Origin of the sequence: Streptomyces sp. NPDC016845, assembly GCF_044332585.1 — a bacterium.
GTDB lineage: Bacteria > Actinomycetota > Actinomycetes > Streptomycetales > Streptomycetaceae > Streptomyces.
On the sequence record NZ_JBIRPI010000006.1, the window covers coordinates 1 to 19,507 of the forward strand.

The 19,507-nt window shown below is 70.9% G+C and carries 15 protein-coding genes; 9 read left to right on the forward strand and 6 right to left on the reverse strand.

Features of this window, described 5'->3' with window-relative positions; all coding sequences use genetic code 11:
• Positions 1–394: 394 nt before the first annotated feature.
• Positions 395–835, reverse strand: a complete 441-nt coding sequence (locus ACH4RC_RS18050) for an OsmC family protein (RefSeq protein WP_398201619.1) — start codon at positions 833–835, stop codon at positions 395–397.
• A gap of 19 nt (positions 836–854) precedes the next feature.
• Positions 855–1,724 (reverse strand): GntR family transcriptional regulator, encoded by an 870-nt coding sequence (locus ACH4RC_RS18055; RefSeq protein ID WP_398201622.1) that lies wholly within the window; start codon positions 1,722–1,724, stop codon positions 855–857.
• Positions 1,725–1,919: 195 nt separating this feature from the next.
• Here ACH4RC_RS18055 and ACH4RC_RS18060 point away from each other — a divergent pair, with 195 nt between their 5' ends.
• The 5 genes from ACH4RC_RS18060 to ACH4RC_RS18080 are packed head-to-tail and all read left to right on the forward strand — an operon-like array spanning position 1,920 to position 8,075.
• A complete protein-coding gene (locus ACH4RC_RS18060) occupies positions 1,920–3,191 on the forward strand; it encodes an extracellular solute-binding protein (RefSeq protein WP_398201625.1) in 1,272 nt (423 codons plus the stop codon).
• Positions 3,192–3,229: 38 nt separating this feature from the next.
• Positions 3,230–4,198, forward strand: coding sequence for a carbohydrate ABC transporter permease (locus tag ACH4RC_RS18065; RefSeq protein WP_398201628.1), 969 nt, complete (start codon positions 3,230–3,232; stop codon positions 4,196–4,198).
• Entirely contained in the window at positions 4,195–5,034 is an 840-nt protein-coding gene (locus ACH4RC_RS18070) for a carbohydrate ABC transporter permease (RefSeq protein ID WP_398201630.1), read from the forward strand. Before ACH4RC_RS18065 ends, ACH4RC_RS18070 begins: the two co-directional genes overlap by 4 nt.
• Positions 5,035–5,079: 45 nt before the next feature.
• On the forward strand, positions 5,080–6,645 hold the full coding sequence (locus ACH4RC_RS18075; RefSeq protein ID WP_398201633.1) for a beta-N-acetylhexosaminidase: 1,566 nt from the start codon (positions 5,080–5,082) through the stop codon (positions 6,643–6,645).
• On the forward strand, positions 6,642–8,075 hold the full coding sequence (locus ACH4RC_RS18080; RefSeq protein ID WP_398201635.1) for a cellulose binding domain-containing protein: 1,434 nt from the start codon (positions 6,642–6,644) through the stop codon (positions 8,073–8,075). The genes ACH4RC_RS18075 and ACH4RC_RS18080 overlap by 4 nt, the downstream gene beginning before the upstream one ends.
• A 289-nt stretch (positions 8,076–8,364) precedes the next feature.
• Here ACH4RC_RS18080 and ACH4RC_RS18085 read toward each other — a convergent pair whose 3' ends face one another.
• Both ACH4RC_RS18085 and ACH4RC_RS18090 read right to left on the reverse strand, forming a co-directional pair.
• Positions 8,365–8,862, reverse strand: coding sequence for a hypothetical protein (locus tag ACH4RC_RS18085; protein ID WP_398201638.1), 498 nt, complete (start codon positions 8,860–8,862; stop codon positions 8,365–8,367).
• Positions 8,826–9,695 (reverse strand): alpha/beta fold hydrolase, encoded by an 870-nt coding sequence (locus tag ACH4RC_RS18090; RefSeq protein WP_398201641.1) that lies wholly within the window; start codon positions 9,693–9,695, stop codon positions 8,826–8,828. Before ACH4RC_RS18090 ends, ACH4RC_RS18085 begins: the two co-directional genes overlap by 37 nt.
• A 210-nt stretch (positions 9,696–9,905) precedes the next feature.
• On the opposite strand from ACH4RC_RS18090, the gene ACH4RC_RS18095 reads away from it, so the two are divergent.
• The 4 genes from ACH4RC_RS18095 (at position 9,906) to pgm (ending at position 17,934) form a co-directional block, all read left to right on the forward strand.
• Positions 9,906–14,219, forward strand: a complete 4,314-nt coding sequence (locus ACH4RC_RS18095; RefSeq protein ID WP_398201643.1) for a discoidin domain-containing protein — start codon at positions 9,906–9,908, stop codon at positions 14,217–14,219.
• 124 nt (positions 14,220–14,343) lie between these two features.
• On the forward strand, positions 14,344–15,378 hold the full coding sequence (locus ACH4RC_RS18100) for an aldo/keto reductase (RefSeq protein ID WP_398201646.1): 1,035 nt from the start codon (positions 14,344–14,346) through the stop codon (positions 15,376–15,378).
• Positions 15,379–15,441: 63 nt separating this feature from the next.
• A complete protein-coding gene (locus tag ACH4RC_RS18105; protein ID WP_398201648.1) occupies positions 15,442–16,212 on the forward strand; it encodes a Clp protease N-terminal domain-containing protein in 771 nt (256 codons plus the stop codon).
• A gap of 99 nt (positions 16,213–16,311) precedes the next feature.
• The gene (pgm, locus tag ACH4RC_RS18110) at positions 16,312–17,934 is read left to right on the forward strand and encodes a phosphoglucomutase (alpha-D-glucose-1,6-bisphosphate-dependent) (RefSeq protein WP_398201652.1); all 1,623 of its coding nucleotides are present in this window, start codon (positions 16,312–16,314) and stop codon (positions 17,932–17,934) included.
• Here the strand turns inward: pgm and ACH4RC_RS18115 are convergent.
• Together ACH4RC_RS18115 and ACH4RC_RS18120 are read right to left on the reverse strand one after the other, a co-directional pair.
• Positions 17,927–18,610, reverse strand: coding sequence for a phosphonatase-like hydrolase (locus tag ACH4RC_RS18115; RefSeq protein WP_398201655.1), 684 nt, complete (start codon positions 18,608–18,610; stop codon positions 17,927–17,929). The two genes, pgm and ACH4RC_RS18115, sit on opposite strands and share 8 nt — an antisense overlap.
• On the reverse strand, positions 18,607–19,413 hold the full coding sequence (locus ACH4RC_RS18120) for a GntR family transcriptional regulator (protein WP_398201657.1): 807 nt from the start codon (positions 19,411–19,413) through the stop codon (positions 18,607–18,609). Before ACH4RC_RS18120 ends, ACH4RC_RS18115 begins: the two co-directional genes overlap by 4 nt.
• Positions 19,414–19,507: the final 94 nt, after the last annotated feature.

Sequence of the window (19,507 nt, forward strand, 5' to 3'; positions counted from 1 at the left end):
CACCGCGTGCGTTCGCGGGCCTTGGGGTGCGGTGGGGTGGTGGCGGTGGCGGGGGGACACGGGCCCCGCCAGACTGGGCCCCGGTCTCCGCGGTGGGGGACGCGGGGGAGGGCCGCCGGAGGGCCGGCGGCACTCCTCGGTGCTGTGGCGCCATGGCTGACACGGTGAAAGGTTCAGGTGAGCACGGTGAGCGGTGACGTGGCGACGAGCGTCCGCCGCCTGACCCGCCTGTTCCGCGCGGAGACGGGGACACGGCTGCGCACAGCGACGGTGATGGGGCGGGCTGAGCGGATCCACCTCGTCGGCCGGGGCGCGGGGACAACGGCCTGGGCGCCCCGCGCCCGAAGTCGCCGGTCAGCCGCTCCGCGGGGCGGACGGGCGCGGGCCCACCCCCTCACCCGCCCATGAAAAGCACCGTTCCGTCCGGCCCCCACGCCTCCACCCGGGCCCCGTGCTCCACCGTGCGGCTGACCGTGCAGTACTTCTCGTGGGTCAGGCGGATGCCGTTCTCCAGGATCTCGGCGGTGCGCGCGTCGCCCTCGGGGAGCTCGATCTCGTAGCGGACGCGGACCGTGCCGACGCGGCCGTCGTCCTCGGGGCGCGAGACGGACTCGACGACGATACGCAGGTCGTCGTGGTCGGCGGTGCGGGCGGTGCGGTCGACGACGAGGCCGCCGCAGCCGCCGAGCGCCGCGAGGAGGAGTTCGACGGGGGTGAAGGAAGGCGGTGAGCCTTCGGCGTCGGCGGGGGCGATGCGGACCTCGGCGCCGCGTTCGTTGCGGGCGGTCCAGTCGCGCTCGCCGTTGCGGACGGTTTCGATGCGGTAGTCGGCCATGGCGGAACCGTAACGACCTTCAGGGCGCCTGCTGCACATCGCCGCGCGTCGAGGAGGCCACCGTGTCGCGGTGCGCGAAATCGCCGGGCGGGATGCCCGGGTGGTGCCCGGCCGACGGTTCCGCGGCGGCCGCGGTGGCCGCCGCGGGGCCGAGCGTGAGCCGGGAGACGATGCGGTAGCGGTCGCCGCGGTAGACGGAGTGGACGTACTCGACGGGCTGCCCCGACGTGTCCGAGGTGAGCCGCTCGAAGAGCAGCGCCGGGGACAGCTCGGGCACGTCGAGGAGGTCGGCCTCGGCGCGGGTGACGACCGTCGGCTCGATGGCCTGGACGGCTTCGCGGACGTGTACGTCGTGGTGTTCGCGCAAGTGGGCGTAGAGGTCGCCGCTCTCCAGCTCCTGGGCGCTCAGCCCCGGAACCAGGTCGGCGCGGATGTGCAGATGCTCGATGGCCATCGGCGCGCCGTCCACCAAGCGCAGCCGGGCCACGTACACGATCTTCGCAGCCGGTGAGAGCCGCAGCTTGCGGCCGACGCGGGCGCCCGCCTGGATGGTGGTGAACTCCAGGAGCCGGCTCGACCAGGCCCCGGCCGCCTGCGGCACCGTGAGCGCCTGTTCCCTCGCGACGAGTTCCTGGGTGATCTTCTCGGGGGCGACGAACATCCCCCGGCCGTGTTCGCGGACGAGAAGACCGGAAGCGACGAGTTCGTCGACCGCGGCGCGCAGCGTGGGCCGGGAGACGCCGAAGCGGGCGCAGAGCGTCCGCTCGGAGGGGATCGCGTCGCCGGGGCGGTGCGACTCGATGAGCTCCAGGATGTGATCGCGCACCCGCTCGCGCTTGAGCACCGCCCCCGGCGCGGCCGGGTTCTCGATGGTCCCGTCGGCGTTCACTGCCGCCCCCTCGTCCCGTACGACCAGTTACCTGACCAGTTGACCACGGCGCGGCCTTGATCGACAACAACTCCTCAACTGGCCTGCATTTCCCAGGGGGTTGACGTGCCCAGTGGTCTATGCCAGCTTTCTCCACCACCAGAGGTCACCTGACCAGTTGGACAACTGGTCAGGTCCGGCTCCCAGAGGTGAACCGTGAAGCTCCGTATGCTCGCCGGTCTGTCCGCGCTCGTCGCGGTCGCCGGGCTCAGCGCCTGCAGTTCGTCCGGCTCCGGCGACGGCGAAGCCGGGGACGGCGGGCGGACCGGCATCGACGTGTGGCTGATGCGCGACAGCGTCTCGGCCGACTTCCAGAAGGAGTTCGAGAAGGGGTTCGAGGCCGCCCACCCGGACATCGACGTACGCGTCCAGATCCAGGAGTGGGACGGCATCGGCGAGAAGGTCACGGCCGCGCTCGCCAGCAACGACGCCCCGGACGTGATCGAGACCGGCAACACCCAGGTCGCCCAGTTCGCCCAGAGCGGCGGCCTCCTCGACCTGTCCGACAAGGTCGACGAACTCGGCGGCGAGGACTGGCTGAAGGGCCTCGCCGAGCCGGGCGCGTACGAGGGCAAGCAGTACGGCATCCCGTACTACGCGGCCAACCGCGTCGTCATCTACCGCACCGACTTGTTCGAGAAGGCCGGCGTCGACGCCACGAAGATCAAGACCCGTGAGCAGTGGATCGCCGCGACGAAGAAGCTCAACAAGGGTGCGCAGCAAGGCATCTATCTGCCCGGCCAGAACTGGTACACGTACTCCGGCTTCGTCTGGGACGAGGGCGGTGACCTCGCCACTCAGTCCGGCGACACGTGGAAGGGCACCCTCGACACCCCCGAGGCGCTGCGCGGCATGGCCTTCTACGAGCGGCTGCAAGCGCTCGGCAAGGGCCCCAAGGACTCCGACGAGGCCCAGCCCCCGCAGGCCGAGGTGATGGCGAAGGGGCAGGTGGCGCAGGTCATCAGCTCGCCGGGCGGCGCCAATGTCGTCATCCAGAGCAACGCCGCCCTCAAGGGCAAGCTGGGCTTCTTCCCGATTCCGGGCAAGACGGCCGGCAAGCCCGGCGCGGTCTTCACCGGCGGCTCCGACCTCGTCATCCCGACGGTGTCGCAGCACCACGACGCCGCGTACACCTTCGTCAAGGAGCTGACCGGCGACGCCTGGCAGAAGAAGCTCGCCGTCGCAATGAGCTACGTACCGAACAAGACGACGCTCGCGAGCGCGGTCGCCACCGACCCGGGCGCCTCCGCGATGGCGGTCGGCGCGGCCGAGGGGCACGCGACGCCGAACACGCCCGGCTGGGCCGCCGTCGAGGCGAAGAACCCGGTCAAGGACTACATGACGGCGGTCCTCACGGGCGGTGACCCGGCCGACGAGGCGAAGAAGGCGTCCGAGGCGATCACGTCGGCGATGAACTCCGGCTCCTGAGCACCCCTCCCCCGTAAGGAACGAAAGGAGTGTGCGCCGTGTCGGTCGTCCGCGAGCGGACCGCGCCCCGCCCCCTCACCCGGCCGCCCCGGCGCCCCCAGGGCCCGTCCCGCCGCGCCGCCATGTCCGGTGTCTGGCCCTACCTGCTCGTGGCGCCCGCCGTCCTCGGCATGCTGTACCTGCTGGTCTACCCGCTGGGCCGCGCGGTCCTGATCTCCTTCCAGGACTTCGGCCTGCGCCAGCTCATCCTCGGTGACGCGCGCTTCACCGGGTTCGACAACTACACGACGCTCCTCTGCGACCCCCGGTTCTGGACCGTCGTCCGCCGCACGTTCCTGTTCATGGCGGTCAACGTCGTCCTGATCATGGGAATCTCCACGCTCGTGGCGCTGATGGCCGAGCGGCTCGGCCGGGTCTGGCGCACCGCCGTGCTCAGCGCGCTCGTGCTGACGTGGGCGATGCCGGTGGTCGCGGCGACGACCGTGTTCCAGTGGCTGTTCCACTCGGAGTTCGGCATCGTCAACCACGCGCTGACCGGCCTCGGGTTCTCGTCGTTCGACGGGTACCCGTGGCTGGCGCACGGCCCGGCGGCGTTCGCCATCCTCGTCACGCTCGTGGTGTGGCAGTCGGTGCCGTTCGCCACGATCACCCTGTACTCCGCGCTGACCACGGTCCCGTCCGAGCTGCACGAGGCCGCGCGCATCGACGGCGCGTCAGGCTTCCGTGTCTTCCGCTCGGTCACACTGCCCATCGTGCGGCCGATCTTCATGCTGGTGCTCTCGCTCGAAGTGATCTGGACGTTCAAGGCGTTCGTGCAGATCTGGGTGATGACGCGCGGCGGCCCCGGCGACGCGACCACGATCCTGCCCGTGTACGCCGTGCAGACGGCGTTGTCCGGGCAGCGCTACGACCTCGGCTCCGCGGCCTCGATGGTGACCGTGCTCCTCATGTCGGGTGTCCTCGTCGCCTACTTCCGGCAGATGTTCCGGCAGGAGGGCGAGCTGTGACGACGCCCGCGCGCACCCTGCGCCGCCTCCCGCTGCACCTCGCCGCGACGGCCACCGTCGTCGTCTGCCTCTTCCCCGTCTACTGGATGGTCACGACGGCGTTCAAGCCGAACCGCGACATCCAGTCCGACCACCCGCGGCTCCTGCCGCGGAGCTGGACGCTGGACCACTTCCAACGGGCCGTCGACGCCGACGGCTTCGGCCTCTTCTGGCGCAACAGCGTGCTCGTGACGCTCAGCGCGGTGCTGCTCGCCCTGCTCGTCGCGCTCGGCGCGTCGTTCGCGGTGGCGCGGATGCGGTGGCACGGGCGGCGGCAGTTCATGCTGATGGTGTTCATCGCGCAGATGGCGCCCTGGGAGTCGCTGATCATCCCGGTCTACATCATCTCCCGCGACACCGGGATGCTGGACCGGCTGCCGACCCTGACCCTCGTCTACTTCATGATCACGCTGCCGTTCACCATCGTGGTCCTGCGCGGCTTCATCGCGACGATCCCCGCCGAGCTGGAGGAGTCGGCGCAGGTCGACGGCTGCACGCGGGCCGGCGCCTTCCGGCACATCGCGTTCCCGCTGCTCGCGCCGGGCCTGATGGCGACCTCGCTGTTCGGCTACATCACGGCGTGGAACGAGTTCGCGTACGCCAACTTCCTCATCATCAAGCAGCAGGACCACCGGACGCTGCCGGTGTGGCTGTCCTCGTTCCACAACACGTTCGGCACCGACTGGGGCGCCACGATGGCCGCCTCCACCCTCTTCGCGCTGCCCGCGCTGGTGATCTTCCTGCTTCTTCAGCGGCACGTCACGTCCGGCTTCGCGGCCGGCGCCGTCAAGGGCTGACCCACGCCTGCCCGTGCCCCCTCCCCCGTCGTCCGGAGGCCCGCCGTGCCCGCTCACCGCCCCTCGCTGCTCCCCCTGCCCCGCCAGCTCTCCTACCGACCCGGCCATTTCACGATCGGGCCCGGCACGACGGTCCGGGTTCCGCCCGGCGCCGAACCCGCCGCCGCCCTGCTCCGTACGCTCCTCGCGCCGGCCACCGGGCTTCCGCTCACCACCTCCACCGACGGCTCCTTCGTGCTCGCCCTCGACCCACGGCTCAGCGGCCTCGGCGAGGAGGGGTACGGCCTGACAGTGGCGCCGGACGCGGTGCTGTTACGGGCCGCGCACCTGACCGGGCTCCTGCGCGGAGTCCAGACCCTGCGCCAGCTCCTGCCCGCGAAGGCCCTGTGGGGCACGGCCCAGCCCGGTGTCGCCTGGCGCGTGCCCTGCGTGGAGATCACCGACGTGCCCCGGCACCCGTGGCGCGGCTTCATGCTCGACGTGGCCCGGCACTTCCAGCCGGTCCCGCAACTGCGCCGCTACGTCGATCTGCTCGCCCTGCACAAGCTGAACGTGCTCCACCTGCATCTCACCGACGACCAGGGCTGGCGGATGCCGGTCGCCGCGTACCCCCGCCTGACCGAGGTGGGCGGGCGGCGCGCCGAGTCGATGGTCGGCCCCTCCGGGAGCACCGTCTTCGACGGGACACCGCACGAAGGGGCGTACGAGCGACGGGAGTTGGCGGACCTCGTCGCGTACGCCGCCGCGCGCGGCGTGACCGTCGTGCCGGAGACAGAGATGCCGGGGCACACGCGTGCCGCGCTCGCCGCCCACCCCGAGCTCGGCACCGTACCCGGGCGACGCCTCGACGTATGGACGCGGTGGGGGGTGTGCGAGAACGTCCTCGGCGTCCACGACGAGGTCCTCGACTTCTGCCGCGCCGTCCTCGACGAGGTCTGCGACGTCTTCCCTTCGTCGCACGTGCACATCGGCGGCGACGAGTGCCCCACCACCGAGTGGGCGGCGAGCCCGGCTGCGCGGGCACGGGCCGCCGCCGAGGGCCTCCCGGACACGTCCGCGCTACGGGGCTGGTTCCTGGGCCGCGTCGGGGAGTTCCTGACCGAGCGCGGCCGCGTGCCGACGGCGTGGGCGGAGAACGGTGAGGGCCTGCCGCCGCACTTCACCGTCATGACCTGGCGCGACCCCGAACACACCCGCATCGCGCTCAAGCGCGGCCACACGGTGATCAGCGGCCAGCACCGCGCGAGCTACCTGGACTACGCGCAGTCCTACGCCCCGGGCGAACCGCAGGGGCAGCCCGGCGCCGTGGTCGACCTGCGCGCGGTCCACGACCACGAGCTGCCGGACGACACCGATGCCCCCGGCCGGCTCCTCGGGATGCAGGCGCACCTGTGGACCGAGTTCGCGCCGACCGCCGCGCACGTGGACCGGCTCGTCTTCCCCCGACTGTGCGCGTTCGCCGACCGCGCCTGGCACGGATCCCCCTCCTGGCCGGGCTTTCGCGAGCGGCTTTCCGCACACACGGCCCGGCTCGCCGCGCTCGGCGTGCGCCACGGGCCGCTCGACCCGCACCTCCCCGTCCCCCACCGTTCCGGAAAGGAACTGTCATGAGCAACACCGCACGAAGGAAGACCGCGCTCGGCAGAAGCGTCACGGCCGCCGTCGCCGCCACGCTCGGCTGCGCGGGCCTCGTCGCCCTCCCGCCGGCCGCTTCCGCCGCCGCGGGCGATCTGACCGTGCAGTACCACACCGGCAGCACCGGCAGTGACCAGGCCGAACCGTGGCTGAAGGTGCGCAACTCCGGCAGCGGCGGCGTCGCCCTGAGCGGCGTGAAGGTCCGCTACTACTTCAAGGCGGACACGGCGAGCACGAACTACCGCTTCGCGTGCTCGTGGGCCGTCAAGGGCTGCGGGAACGTCACCGGCACGTTCGGCACCCTGGCCAAGCCGACGCCGACCGCCGACCGGTACCTGGAGATCGGCTTCACGTCCGGCGCCGGATCGCTCGCGGCGGGCGCGGACACCGGCGATCTCCAACTGCGGTTCCACCGCTCCGACTGGCAGTCCTTGAACCAGAACGACGACTACTCGTTCGGCGCGGCGCAGACCTCGTACGCGAACTGGTCGAAGGTCACCGCACAGCTCGACGGCGCCCTCGTCTGGGGCACCGCCCCCGCGGGCAACGACCCGGGCGATCCGGGTGACCCCGGCGACCCGGGCGACCCCGGCACGCCCGGCGGCTCACTGTTCGACGACTTCAACTACAGCTCGTACACCGACCCGAAGATGAACGCGCACGGCTGGAACGTGCGCTCCAACTCCGGCGGCCCCGGCGTACCGGGCGCGACCTGGGCACCCGACAAGGTCACCTTCCCCACCTCGGGCGGCAACGCCGTGATGAACCTGGAGACCTCGACCTCCGGGACCGGCGAGAGCACCAAGCAGACCGAGGTCCTCACCAAGGCGCTGAAGTTCAGGAACGGGACGTACGCGGCGCGTGTGAAGTTCAGCGACGCGCCCAGGAGCGGCCCCGACGGGGACCACCTGGTGCAGACGTTCTTCACGATCAACGATCTGAAGGCGCCGATGGCGGACGACTACGCCGAGTACGACTTCGAGTACCTGCCCAACGGAGGCTGGGGCGAGCCGTCGAACATCCTGTACACGACGTCCTGGGAGACCTACAACCCGGACCCGTGGCAGGCGGTGAACCAGCACACCGAGAGCCGGCGGTCCTACGCGGGCTGGCACGATCTGGTCGTCACCATCGACAGCAGCGGCATCCGGTACTACGTGGACGGGCAGGCGTTCGGCACGCACGACGCCGCCTACTTGCCGGAGCGGCCCATGTCGATCAACTTCAACCAGTGGCTGATCGACCTCGCGGGCCTGACGAGCACCAGCCCGCGCGCGTACGACCAGCAGGTCGACTACGTGCTGCACGTGAAGGACCAGGTGCTCACGCCCGCCCAGGTGGCGGCGAAGGTGGCCGCGTACCGCTCGGCCGGTACCACGTTCGAGGACACGGTCCCGGGGTCCTGACCCGGCCCGCGGTACCGGTCCGCCGACGGGGCGGGGAGCCCGCGCGCCCCACACGCGCGGGCTCCCCCAGTGGTGCTTCCCCTCCCCAGGCCGGCCGCCGCGGGAGTTCGGCGACCGCCTGCGGCAGAGTCTGCCGTGGGCGCGGCCGGAACTCATCCCGGACCCCCGCCTTTCGGTAACCTTGTGTGTTGAATCAGTGGCGAGAAGTGACGGAAGCGGAGCCCCGGGACCCTTGCGCCAGGGCGGGAGCGAGGGTGCGGAACTCGCCGTATGGCGTGATCCCTCGCAATCAAGGACGGCCGGAAGTCTGTCCTGGCAAGCGCTCTCCACAGCGGCCGCAGAACCGTGCGTCCGCCTCCTCGGTGACCCGGCCGCACTCGGTGCACACGCGCGGAAGCGAACAAGGCGCCTCGCCGCCCTCGGTCGCGGCCTTCGTCGCGGCGCGGCCGATCGTCATGCCGGGGCGCCTGCGGTGCGCCGTGATGTAGACGAGCCCGTCCTCGCCCGCGCTGACGGCACGCCGTTCGCCGCGCGGCACGAACACCAGGGTGCCGGGCGCCAGTTCCTCCTCCGCGTCGGCGCGGCGCAGGGTGCCGTGCCCCTCGACGACGACGAGGAGAACGTCCAGATCGTTCTCGACGTACGCCTCGCCGCGCGCCCCGGGCCGTACGCGGATCACGTTGGAGTCGAGCTGGCGGGCCGCGCCCTCCAGGCGCCACAGCGCGCCGGTCGCGGCCGGGTCCGCGGCCTTCAGGAGTTGTTCGAACCGGACATGGGCGGCGGGCATCGCGTGGGTTCCTCCGTCGGAAGCGGGGAGACGGCTCGGCAAGCCGTCCGGGTCTGGGCGTTCAGGAAATCGAGGACCGGCGGCGTCGCCTCGTCGGCGAACTCCTCGAAGTAGGCGTGCCGCCCGCCGGGGACCAGCAGGAGCCGCGCGTCGGGTATGCGCTCGGCCAGGAGCGGCGCGTTGGCCGTGGGGTTGAAGTCGTCGTCGCCGCCGTGCACGACGAGGGTGGGTGCGGTGATCCGGGGCAGCGCGTCCCACGCGTCGTGCCGGGCGCTGGCGCGCAGATGGCGGCGGCGGGCGTAGGCGGGCATCGCCGGATCGCCGAGCGTGTGGAACGGGCCGGGGCACGCGGCCACGTACGCGGGCGTGTACATCAGGTCGAGCAGTGCGGCGCGTGAGACCGCCGGGTCCGGGTCGGCCAGCGCCTCGCGGACGGCGGGGCCGCGCTCGATGCCGTGCGGCGCGCCCGGCGACGTACAGCCGAGGACGAGGCGGTCGACGCGGCCGGGATGGTCCGCCGCGAGCCACTGCGCGACCCGGCCGCCCATCGAAGTCCCGTACACATGCGCGCGGCCGATCCCGGCGTGGTCGAGCACGGCGACGGCGTCGCGGGCGAAGTTCTCGGTGCTGTACGTGTCCGAGTCGGGCCGGTCGCTCTCCCCGGTGCCGCGCCAGTCCATGACGACGGTGGTGAAGGCCGCGGCGAACCGGTCGAGGACCGGCTCCCACCAGCGGTGACTGTTCGACTGGCCGGCCAGCAGGAGCAACGGGGCGCCGCTGCCGCGGACTTGGTAGTGGAGTGCGGCGCCGTCGGCCGCCGGTGCGTGGGACATGGTCGTCCATTGTCCCTCATCGCAACTAACTCTGTTCAAACAGTGGACTCATCAACATCACTCTGCAATTCTCCAACAACTGAACGCAAGAAACGGATGGCGACTCTTCTTCGTCCCTCTTCATTCGTAGCTCACTCCACAGCTCACTCCACAGGTCAGTCCACAGGTCACTCGCTTCACTGCACGGGACGGTGCAGGGACAGGGGCAGCATGATCGGCCAGTTTTTGCTCAGATCCAGGTGGCGGGGCGGGAGGCGCGGCCTGCTGGTCGCGTTCCTCGCGCTCTCCCTGGCGTTCCTCGGCCTGCCGGCGATATCGGCGGCGGGGGCCTCGGGCGGCCCGAACCTCGCGGCGGGCGCCCCGGCGAAGGCGAGCAGCGCGAAGCCGGGCTACGAGGCGGCGAAGGTCTCCGACGGCAACGCCTCGACGTACTGGGAGAGTTCGGGCTCCGACCTGCCGCAGTGGGCCCAGGTCGACCTCGGCCGGACGGCCCGCGTCGACGAGGTGGTGCTGCGCCTGCCCAGCGGCTGGGAGAGCCGCGACCAGACCCTGGCGGTGCAGGGCAGCGCGGACGGCACCTCGTTCGACACGCTGAAGGCGTCGGCCTCGTACACCTTCGCGCCCGGTTCGGCGAACACGGTGACGGTGTCGTTCGTGGCGACGCAGACCCGCTACGTGCGCGTCGTCGTGAACGCCAACTCCGCATGGCAGGCGGCACAGCTGGCGGAGCTGGAGGTGCACGGCGCGGGCGAGTCGTCGACGAACCTGGCGCGCGGCAAGACCTTCTCGGCCAGCTCGTACACGCAGACCTACGCGGCGGCCAACGCCGGGGACGGTGACGCCTCCAGCTACTGGGAGTCCAGGAACGACGCGCTGCCGCAGTGGGTCCAGGCCGACCTGGGCGCCTCCGTGCGCGTGAACCGCGTCGTGCTGCGCCTGCCCACCACCTGGGAGACCCGGACGCAGACGCTCACGGTGCGGGGCAGCACCGACGGCACGAACTTCAGCGACCTGGTCGCGTCGAAGGCGTACGAGTTCAGCGCGGCGGGCGGGCAGGCGCAGACCCTGTCGTTCAACACGGTGACCACGCGCTACGTACGGGTCCAGGTCACCGCGAACACGAGGCAGCCGGCCGGTCAGCTCTCCGAGCTGGAGGTCTACGGGCCGACGACCGGCGACACCGAGGCTCCCGGCGCGCCCGGCGGCCTCGCCTGCACCGAGCCCGCGACCGGCCAGATCAAGCTGACCTGGAAGGCCGCGACGGACAACGTCGGCGTCACCGGCTACGACATCTACGCGAACGGGACGCTGCGCGCCTCGGTCGACGGGTCCGCGCTCACCTACACCGACACCCAGCCGGCGTCGGCGACGCTCACGTACACCGTGCGCGCCAAGGACGCGGCGGGAAACCAGTCGCCGGACTCCGACCCGGTGACCCGCAAGGGCGATTCGGGTGACACACAGGCGCCGACCGCGCCCGGCGATCTGGCCTTCACCGAGGCCACGAAGGGTCAGGTCAAGCTCGCCTGGAAGGCGTCGGCCGACAATGTGAAGGTCACCGGCTACGACCTCTACGCGAACGGCACCCTGCTCAAGTCGGTCGCCGGGGACGTCACCACGTACACCGACTCCCAGCCCGCGTCGGCGACGGTGACGTACACCGTGCGCGCGAAGGACGCGGCGGGCAACGAGTCGGCGAACAGCAACGCCGTCACGCGCAACGGCTCGACGGCCAACGACGCCAACCTGGCCGTACGCAAGCCGGTCACGGCGTCCTCCTCCACGCAGACCTTCGTCGCGGAGAACGCGGTCGACGACAGCACCAGCACGTACTGGGAGGGCGGCAGCGGCTACCCGAACACGCTGACCGTCAAGCTGGGCGCGAACGCGGACGTGTCCTCGGTCGTCCTGAAGCTGAACCCGGACGCCGCCTGGGCCACCCGCACCCAGAAGATCGAGGTGCAGGGCCGCGAACAGAAGGCGTCGGACTTCACGACGCTCTCCGCCGCGAAGGAGTACTCGTTCAACCCGGCGAGCGGTAACACGGTGACGGTCCCGGTCACCGCGCGCGTCGCGGACGTCCGGCTCGTGTTCACTTCCAACTCCGGTGCTCCGGCGGGCCAGTTGGCGGAGTTCCAGGTCCTGGGCACGCCGGCACCCAACCCCGACCTCCAGGTCACGGGCGTCACCTCGGCCCCCACCTCGCCCGTCGAGTCCGACAGGATCACTCTCTCCGCCACGGTCCGCAACGCGGGCAGCGAGGCGAGCGGCGCCACGACCCTGGACCTCAAGCTGGGCTCCGACAAGGTCGGCTCCGCCACCGTGGGCGCGCTCGCGGCCGGGGCGACGACGACCGTCAGTGCCGACATCGGGGCGCACGACGCGGGCACCTACCAGGTCGGCGCGGTCGTCGACCCGGACAACAAGGTGGTCGAGAGCAACGAGGGCAACAACGCCTACACCAGCCCGACGGGTCTCGTCGTCAAGCCGGTGACCAGCGCCGACCTCATCGCCTCCCCCGTCTCCTGGTCGCCGAGCGCGCCCGCCGAGGGCTCCACGGTGAACTTCTCCGTCGGGATCAGGAACCAGGGCAACCAGGCCAGTGCGTCCGGCGCCCACGCCATCACGCTCACGGTCGCCGACTCCGGCGGCACGGTCGTGAAGACGCTGACCGGCTCCTACGACGGGCCGATCGCGGCCGGTGCCACGACCGCGCCGGTCAAGCTCGGCACCTGGAGCGCGGGCAAGGGCAAGTTCACGGTGAAGACCGTGATCGCCGCCGACGCCAACGAGCTGCCGGTCAAGCGCGACAACAACACCACCTCACAGCCGCTGTTCGTCGGGCGCGGCGCCAATATGCCCTACGACACCTACGAGGCGGAGGACGGCTCGACCGGCGGCGGCGCGAAGGTGCTCGGCCCCAACCGCACGGTCGGTGACCTCGCGGGCGAGGCGTCGGGCCGCAAGGCCGTCACCCTCGACAGCAACGGCGCCTACGTCGAGTTCACCACCAAGGCGCCGACGAACACCCTGGTCACCCGCTTCTCCATCCCGGACGCGGCGGGCGGCGGCGGCCGCAACTCGACGCTCAACGTCTACGTCGACGGCAAGTACCTCAAGGCCATCGACCTGACCTCGAAGTACGCCTGGCTGTACGGGAACGAGACCGGGCCCGGCAACGCGCCGAGCGCGGGCGCGGCACGGCACATCTACGACGAGGCCAACCTGCTGCTCGGCCAGACCGTCCCGGCGGGCAGCAGGATCCGGCTCCAGAAGGACGCCGCGAACGACACCACGTACGCGATCGACTTCGTCAGCCTGGAGCAGGCGACACAGCTGCCGAACCCGGACCCGGCGACGTACGCCGTCCCGACCGGGTTCTCGCACCAGGCCGTGCAGGACGCCCTCGACAAGGTCCGCATGGACACGACGGGCAAGCTCGTCGGCGTGTACCTGCCGGCCGGTGACTACGAGACGTCGAACAAGTTCCAGGTCTACGGGAAGGCGGTGAAGGTCGTCGGCGCCGGGCCGTGGTTCACGCGGTTCCACACGCCGTCGTCGCAGGAGAACACGGACGCCGGGTTCCGCGCGGAGGCGAGTGCCAACGGGTCGGCGTTCGCGCACTTCTCCTTCTTCGGGAACTACACGTCCCGGATCGACGGCCCCGGCAAGGTCTTCGACCTCTCCAACGTCGCGGACATCACCATCGACGACGTGTGGAACGAGCACACGGTGTGCCTGTACTGGGGCGCCAACACCGACCGGGTCACGGTCAAGAACTCCCGGATCCGTGACACGTTCGCCGACGGCGTCAACATGACGAACGGCTCGACCGACAACCACGTCGTGAACAACGAGTCCCGGGCGACCGGCGACGACAGCTTCGCGCTGTTCTCGGCGATCGACGCGGGCGGCGCCGACGAGAAGAACAACGTGTTCGAGAACCTGACGTCGCTGCTCACGTGGCGCGCGGCGGGCATCGCCGTGTACGGCGGGTACGACAACACGTTCCGCAACATCCTCGTCGCGGACACCCTCGTCTACTCCGGTGTCACCATCAGCTCGCTCGACTTCGGCTATCCGATGAACGGGTTCGGTACCGGTCCGACAACCCTGGAGAACAGCTCGGTCATCCGCTCCGGTGGCCACTTCTGGGGCGGGCAGACGTTCCCGGGCATCTGGATGTTCTCGGCGTCGAAGGTGTTCCAGGGCATCCGGGTCACCAACGTCGACATCGTCGACCCGACCTACAGCGGGATCATGTTCCAGACCAACTACGTGGGAGGCCAGCCGCAGTTCCCGATCAAGGACACGATCCTGACCGACGTCACCATCTCGGGCGCGCGCAAGAGCGGTGACGCGTACGACGCGAAGTCCGGCTTCGGGCTGTGGGCGAACGAGATGCCGGAGGCGGGCCAGGGCCCGGCCGTCGGCGAAGTCACGTTCAAGAACCTGAAGTTGAGCGACAACGCGGTGGACATCCGCAACACGACGTCCACATTCAAGATCAACCTGCAGCCGTAGTACGCGGTCGCGGATCTCTCCCCACGGCGCCTAAAGGAACTCTGGTTCCTTTAGGCGCCGTTCCACTGCTACAGTCACCTCACGTACTAACGGAACCGCAGAACCGTTTACGAAGGAGACTGTCATGGAGTACCGCCGACTCGGGACCTCCGGCCTGAAAGTTCCCGCGCTCAGCTTCGGCGCGGGTACGTTCGGCGGACGCGGCCCCCTGTTCTCCGCCTGGGGCAACAACGGCGTCGACGAGGCGCGGCGCATGGTCGACCTGAGCCTGGAAGCCGGGGTCACCATGTTCGACACGGCCGACGTCTACTCGGACGGCGCGTCGGAGGAGGTCCTCGGCGCGGCGCTCAAGGGCCGCCGCGACCAGGCGCTCATCTCCACGAAGGCGGCCCTGCCCACGGGCGTCGGACCGCAGGACGCCGGAGTCTCCCGCTCGCGCCTGATCAAGTCGGTCGAGGCGGCGCTGCGCCGCCTGGACACCGACTACATCGACCTCTTCCAGCTGCACGCCTACGACGCGAGCACCCCGGTCGAGGAAGTCCTGGCGACCCTCGACGACCTGGTCCGGGCGGGCAAGATCCGTTACACCGGCGTCTCCAACTACTCGGGCTGGCAGCTGATGAAGGGGCTCTCCGAGGCCGAGAAGCAGGGGCGGCCGAGGTTCGCCGCGCACCAGGTGTACTACTCGCTCGTCGGCCGCGACTACGAGTGGGAGCTGATGCCGCTCGGCCTCGACCAGGGCGTGGGCGCCGTGGTGTGGAGCCCGCTCGGCTGGGGGCGGCTCACGGGGAAGATCCGGCGCGGGCAGCCGCTGCCCGACGGCAGCCGGCTGCACCGGACCGCGCGGTTCGGTCCGCCGATCGAGGACGAGCACCTGTACCGGGTCGTCGACGCGCTCGACGAGATCGCCGAGGAGACCGGCAAGGCGATTCCGCAGATCGCCATCAACTGGCTGCTGCGCCGGCCCACCGTCTCCTCGGTGCTCATCGGGGCGCGCAACGAGGAGCAGCTGAAGCAGAATCTGGGCGCCGTGGGCTGGGAGCTGACAGCGGATCAGGTCGCCCGGCTCGACGCGGCGAGCGAGGTGAAGGCGCCCTACCCGTACTACCCGTACCGGATCCAGGACGGCTTCCGGCAGCTGAACCCGCCGGCCGTGTGAGAGGCGTCGAGCGCCTGTCAACCGAAGGTTGACACCCCGATACTGTCAACCTACGGTTGTCACATGACGGAATCAGTCGCCTCCACGCATCCCGTGCGCCTCGACGACCTGATCGAGGCCATCAAGAAGGTCCACACCGACGCGCTCGACCAGCTTCAGGACGCAATGCTCGCCGCCGACCACCTCGGTGACGTGGCCGACCACCTGATCGGGCACTTCGTCGACCAGGCCCGCCGCTCCGGCGCCTCCTGGACCGACATCGGCAAGAGCATGGGCGTCACCCGGCAGGCCGCGCAGAAGCGCTTCGTCCCCAAGGGCGCCGAGACCGACATCGACCCGAGCCAGGGCTTCAGCCGCTACACGCCCCGCGCCCGCAACGTGGTGATGGGCGCGCAGCACGAGGCCCGCGCGGCGAAGAACTCCACCATCACCACCGCCCACCTCGCCCTCGGCCTGCTGCACGAGCCGGACGGCCTGGCCGCCAAGGCGATCCGCGCACAGGACGTGCTCCTGGACGCGGTGCGCCAGGCCGCGACGGCGACGCTGCCCCCGGCCGTCGAGGACGGCCCCGACCTTGTGCCGTTCGACGCCGACGCCAAGAAGGCCCTGGAGCTGACGTTCCGTGAGGCGCTGCGCCTCGGGCACAACTACGTCGGCACGGAGCACATCCTGCTCGCCCTCCTGGAGCAGGAGAACGGCTCGGGGGTCCTCAGCGGTCTGGGCATCGACAAGGGCGCGGTCGAAACCCATGTCCTGGCCGCCGTCGCCGCGATCGTCGAGGCCCGCGAGAGCGCGGTCGCCGAGGCGGGCGAGGCGGCGGACAAGAAAGGGTGAGCAGCGCGGTGCCGCCCCGCGTCGGCCGGACCCGCCGAAGTACCCGACGCGGGGCGGCGCTTTCCGACGCCCCATAGCCGCAGGTGGGACACTGTCCGCATGACTGACCGCTCAGGAACCCCCGCCCTGCCGGACGATCTCGTCGACGTAGCTGAACTGGTCGACGCCTACTACACCAGGGAACCCGACGTCGCGCGCCCCGAGCAGCGCGTCGTCTTCGGCACGAGTGGCCATCGCGGCTCCAGCCTCGACGGCGCCTTCAACGAGAAGCACATCGCGGCGATCACCCAGGCCATCGTCGAGCACCGCGAGAGCGAGGGAATCACCGGGCCGCTGTTCATCGGCCCGGACACGCACGCGCTCTCCGGGCCCGCGCTCAAGACGGCGCTCGGCGTCCTCGCGGCCCACGGCGTACGCACCATGGCCGACTCGCTCGACGGCTTCGTGCCGACGCCCGCGCTCAGCCACGCGATCCTGCGCTGGAACCGCGACGAACCCGCCGACCGCGCCGACGGCATCGTGATCACGCCGAGCCACAACCCGCCGCGCGACGGCGGTTTCAAGTACAACCCGCCGCACGGCGGCCCCGCCGACTCGGCGACCACCTCGTGGATCGCCCAGCGCGCCAACGAGCTGCTGGAGGACGCGAGTTGGACGCCGCGCACGGCCGAGAACCCGGCCCCGGAGCCGTACGACTTCCGTGAGCGTTACGTCGAGGACCTGAAGAACATCATCGACGTGGACGCCATCCGCGCGGCGGGCGTGCGCATCGGCGCCGACCCGCTGGGCGGCGCGAGCGTCGACTACTGGGCGCGGATCGCCGAGATGTACGAGCTGGACCTCACGGTGGTCAATCCCGAGACCGATCCCACGTGGCGGTTCATGACGCTCGACTGGGACGGCAAGATCCGGATGGACCCGTCCTCCGCGCCCGCGATGGCCTCCGTGCTCGCGCGCCGCAACGACTACGAACTGCTCACCGGCAATGACGCCGACGCGGACCGGCACGGCATCGTCACCCCCGACGCCGGGCTGATGAACCCGAACCACTACCTGGCCGTCGCCATCCACTACCTGTTCTCGCACCGGCCGCAGTGGTCGGAGTCGGCGGCGGTCGGCAAGACGCTGGTGTCGAGCGCCGTCATCGACCGCGTCGCCGCCTCGCTCGGCCGCGAACTGGTCGAGGTCCCCGTCGGCTTCAAGTGGTTCGTGCCGGGACTGGTCGACGGCTCGGTCGCGTTCGGCGGCGAGGAGAGCGCCGGGGCGAGCTTCGTGCGCAAGGACGGCAGCGTCTGGACGACCGACAAGGACGGCATCCTCCTCGCCCTGCTCGCCGCCGAGATCCTCGCGGTGACGGGCAGGACGCCGTCCGTGTACTACGCCGAACTCGCCGAGCGGTACGGGGCGTCCGGCGCCGCGTACGCCCGTATCGACGCGAAGGCGACGAAGGAGCAGAAGGCCCGCCTGTCGAAGCTGTCCGGCGACGCCGTCACCGCCGGCGCCCTCGCCGGGGAGCCGATCACCGCCCGCCTCAGCGAGGCGCCGGGCAACGGGGCGGCGATCGGCGGCCTCAAGGTCACCACGGAGAACGCCTGGTTCGCGGCGCGGCCCAGCGGCACGGAGGACGTGTACAAGATCTACGCCGAGTCGTTCCGCGGCGCTGAACACCTCGCGCAGGTGCAGTCCGAGGCGCAGGCGATCGTGGACGCGGCGCTCAGCTGAGCAGCTCCGGGAGGCCGGGGATGTCGGCGACGCTGTCCACCACGTGGGTGTGCGGGCCGGCTTCGAGCTGCCCACGGGTCAACCGGCCCGTGAGTACGCCGACCACGACGCCCGCGCCCGCGTTCGCCCCGGCCTCCAGATCGACCGTCGTGTCCCCGGCGACCAGCACCTCGCGCACGTCGACGACGCCCGTCTTCTCCATCGCGCGGTGGATCATGTACGGGGCCGGCCGGCCGCGCTCCACCTCGTCGGACGTGACCACGGCGTCCAGGTTGCCGCCCTCGCCGGTCGACCAGCCGAGCGAGGCGAGCAGCGGCAGCGCCACATCGTCGCTGAAACCGGTGGTCAGGGCGACCTTGATGCCACGGGCGCGCAGCTCCGCGAGCGCCTTGTCGGCGTGGGCGATCGGCTGGGGCGGCACCTCCTCGTAGCGCCGCGTCAGATACGTACGGAAGACGCCGTACTGCCGCTCGACCAGTTGGGCGTCGGGGCTGCCGCCGCCGATGCGGACGAGCGAGGCGATGGCCTCGCGCTTGTCGGTGCCCATCCAGGTCTGCAGGTCGGCGGCGGCGACGGTGGCCCCGGTCGATTCGACGGCGTGGCGCAGCGCCTCGTAGACGGCGCCGTGCTCCTCGATCGTCGTGCCTGCCATGTCGAGGACGGCGAGTTGTGTCACTGGGGTTTCCTAGCGTCGGAGTGGAGTGTCGGGCGGGTGCCGGTGGCGTCGTCCGAGCGGTCGCGTCCCGCGACGGTGCGGCCGCCGACGGTGTTCTCGATGGTGAAGGTGGCCATGGACGGCAGGTAGCGGTCGTCGGCGTACTCGACGGACCTGCCGTCGCCGGTGAACGCCAACCTCCGTACGCGCAGCAGGGGATGGCCTTCGGCCGTGTGGAGCAGGTCCGCGTCGGTGGGGTCCGCCGCGATGGCGTCGATGGTGTGGCGGGCGTGGTGCAGGTCGACACCGTGGGAGGTGAGGGCCTCGTAGACGGAGCCCGCGTCGGGGTCGACCGTGAACAGGTGCGCGCCCACGTCGAGGACGAAGGTGGAGCGTTCGACCATGGCGGGCACCCCGTCCAGGTGGCGCAGTCGTACGAGGTCGACGACGGGGGCGCCCTCGTCGAGGCCGAGGCGCGCCGCCGCGTCGGGTCCCGCACGTCTGCGGGCGACCTCGACCGTGTGCTGGCCCGGCGTGCGGCCGATGGAGTGCGCCCATTGCGTGAACGACATCAGCGAGGCGAACGGCTGCGACGGCGTCACCCGGCGCGCGACCGGCGGTCTGCCCCGGCCCCCGACGAGGTGACCCTCGGCGCGGAGCTGGGCGAGCGCCTGGCGGACCGGGCCGCGCGAGGTGCCGAACTCCTCGCACAGCCGGCCCTCGCTCGGCACGGGCTGCCCCTCGGGCCACTCCCCCGTCTCGACGCGCCGCCGGAACTCGGCTCCGAGCCGCTGGTGCAGCGGCCCGCCCTCACTTGTATTCACAAGTCGAGTCTCGCAGGATTCGGATGCGCTCAGCAAGACCACTCAGGGCGCCTATCTGGTAAACATCCGGAAAACTTGTATAGACAGCTCTTGC

What these genes read in the sequence shown, in the direction of transcription:
- ACH4RC_RS18050 (WP_398201619.1), bottom strand. Translation starts at nt 835, where the DNA reads ATGGCCGACTACCGCATCGAAACCGTCCGCAACGGCGAGCGCGACTGG.
- ACH4RC_RS18080 (WP_398201635.1), top strand. Translation starts at nt 6,642, where the DNA reads ATGAGCAACACCGCACGAAGGAAGACCGCGCTCGGCAGAAGCGTCACG.
- ACH4RC_RS18085 (WP_398201638.1), bottom strand. Translation starts at nt 8,862, where the DNA reads ATGCCCGCCGCCCATGTCCGGTTCGAACAACTCCTGAAGGCCGCGGAC.
- ACH4RC_RS18090 (WP_398201641.1), bottom strand. Translation starts at nt 9,695, where the DNA reads ATGTCCCACGCACCGGCGGCCGACGGCGCCGCACTCCACTACCAAGTC.
- ACH4RC_RS18095 (WP_398201643.1), top strand. Translation starts at nt 9,906, where the DNA reads ATGATCGGCCAGTTTTTGCTCAGATCCAGGTGGCGGGGCGGGAGGCGC.
- ACH4RC_RS18100 (WP_398201646.1), top strand. Translation starts at nt 14,344, where the DNA reads ATGGAGTACCGCCGACTCGGGACCTCCGGCCTGAAAGTTCCCGCGCTC.
- ACH4RC_RS18105 (WP_398201648.1), top strand. Translation starts at nt 15,442, where the DNA reads ATGACGGAATCAGTCGCCTCCACGCATCCCGTGCGCCTCGACGACCTG.
- pgm (WP_398201652.1), top strand. Translation starts at nt 16,312, where the DNA reads ATGACTGACCGCTCAGGAACCCCCGCCCTGCCGGACGATCTCGTCGAC.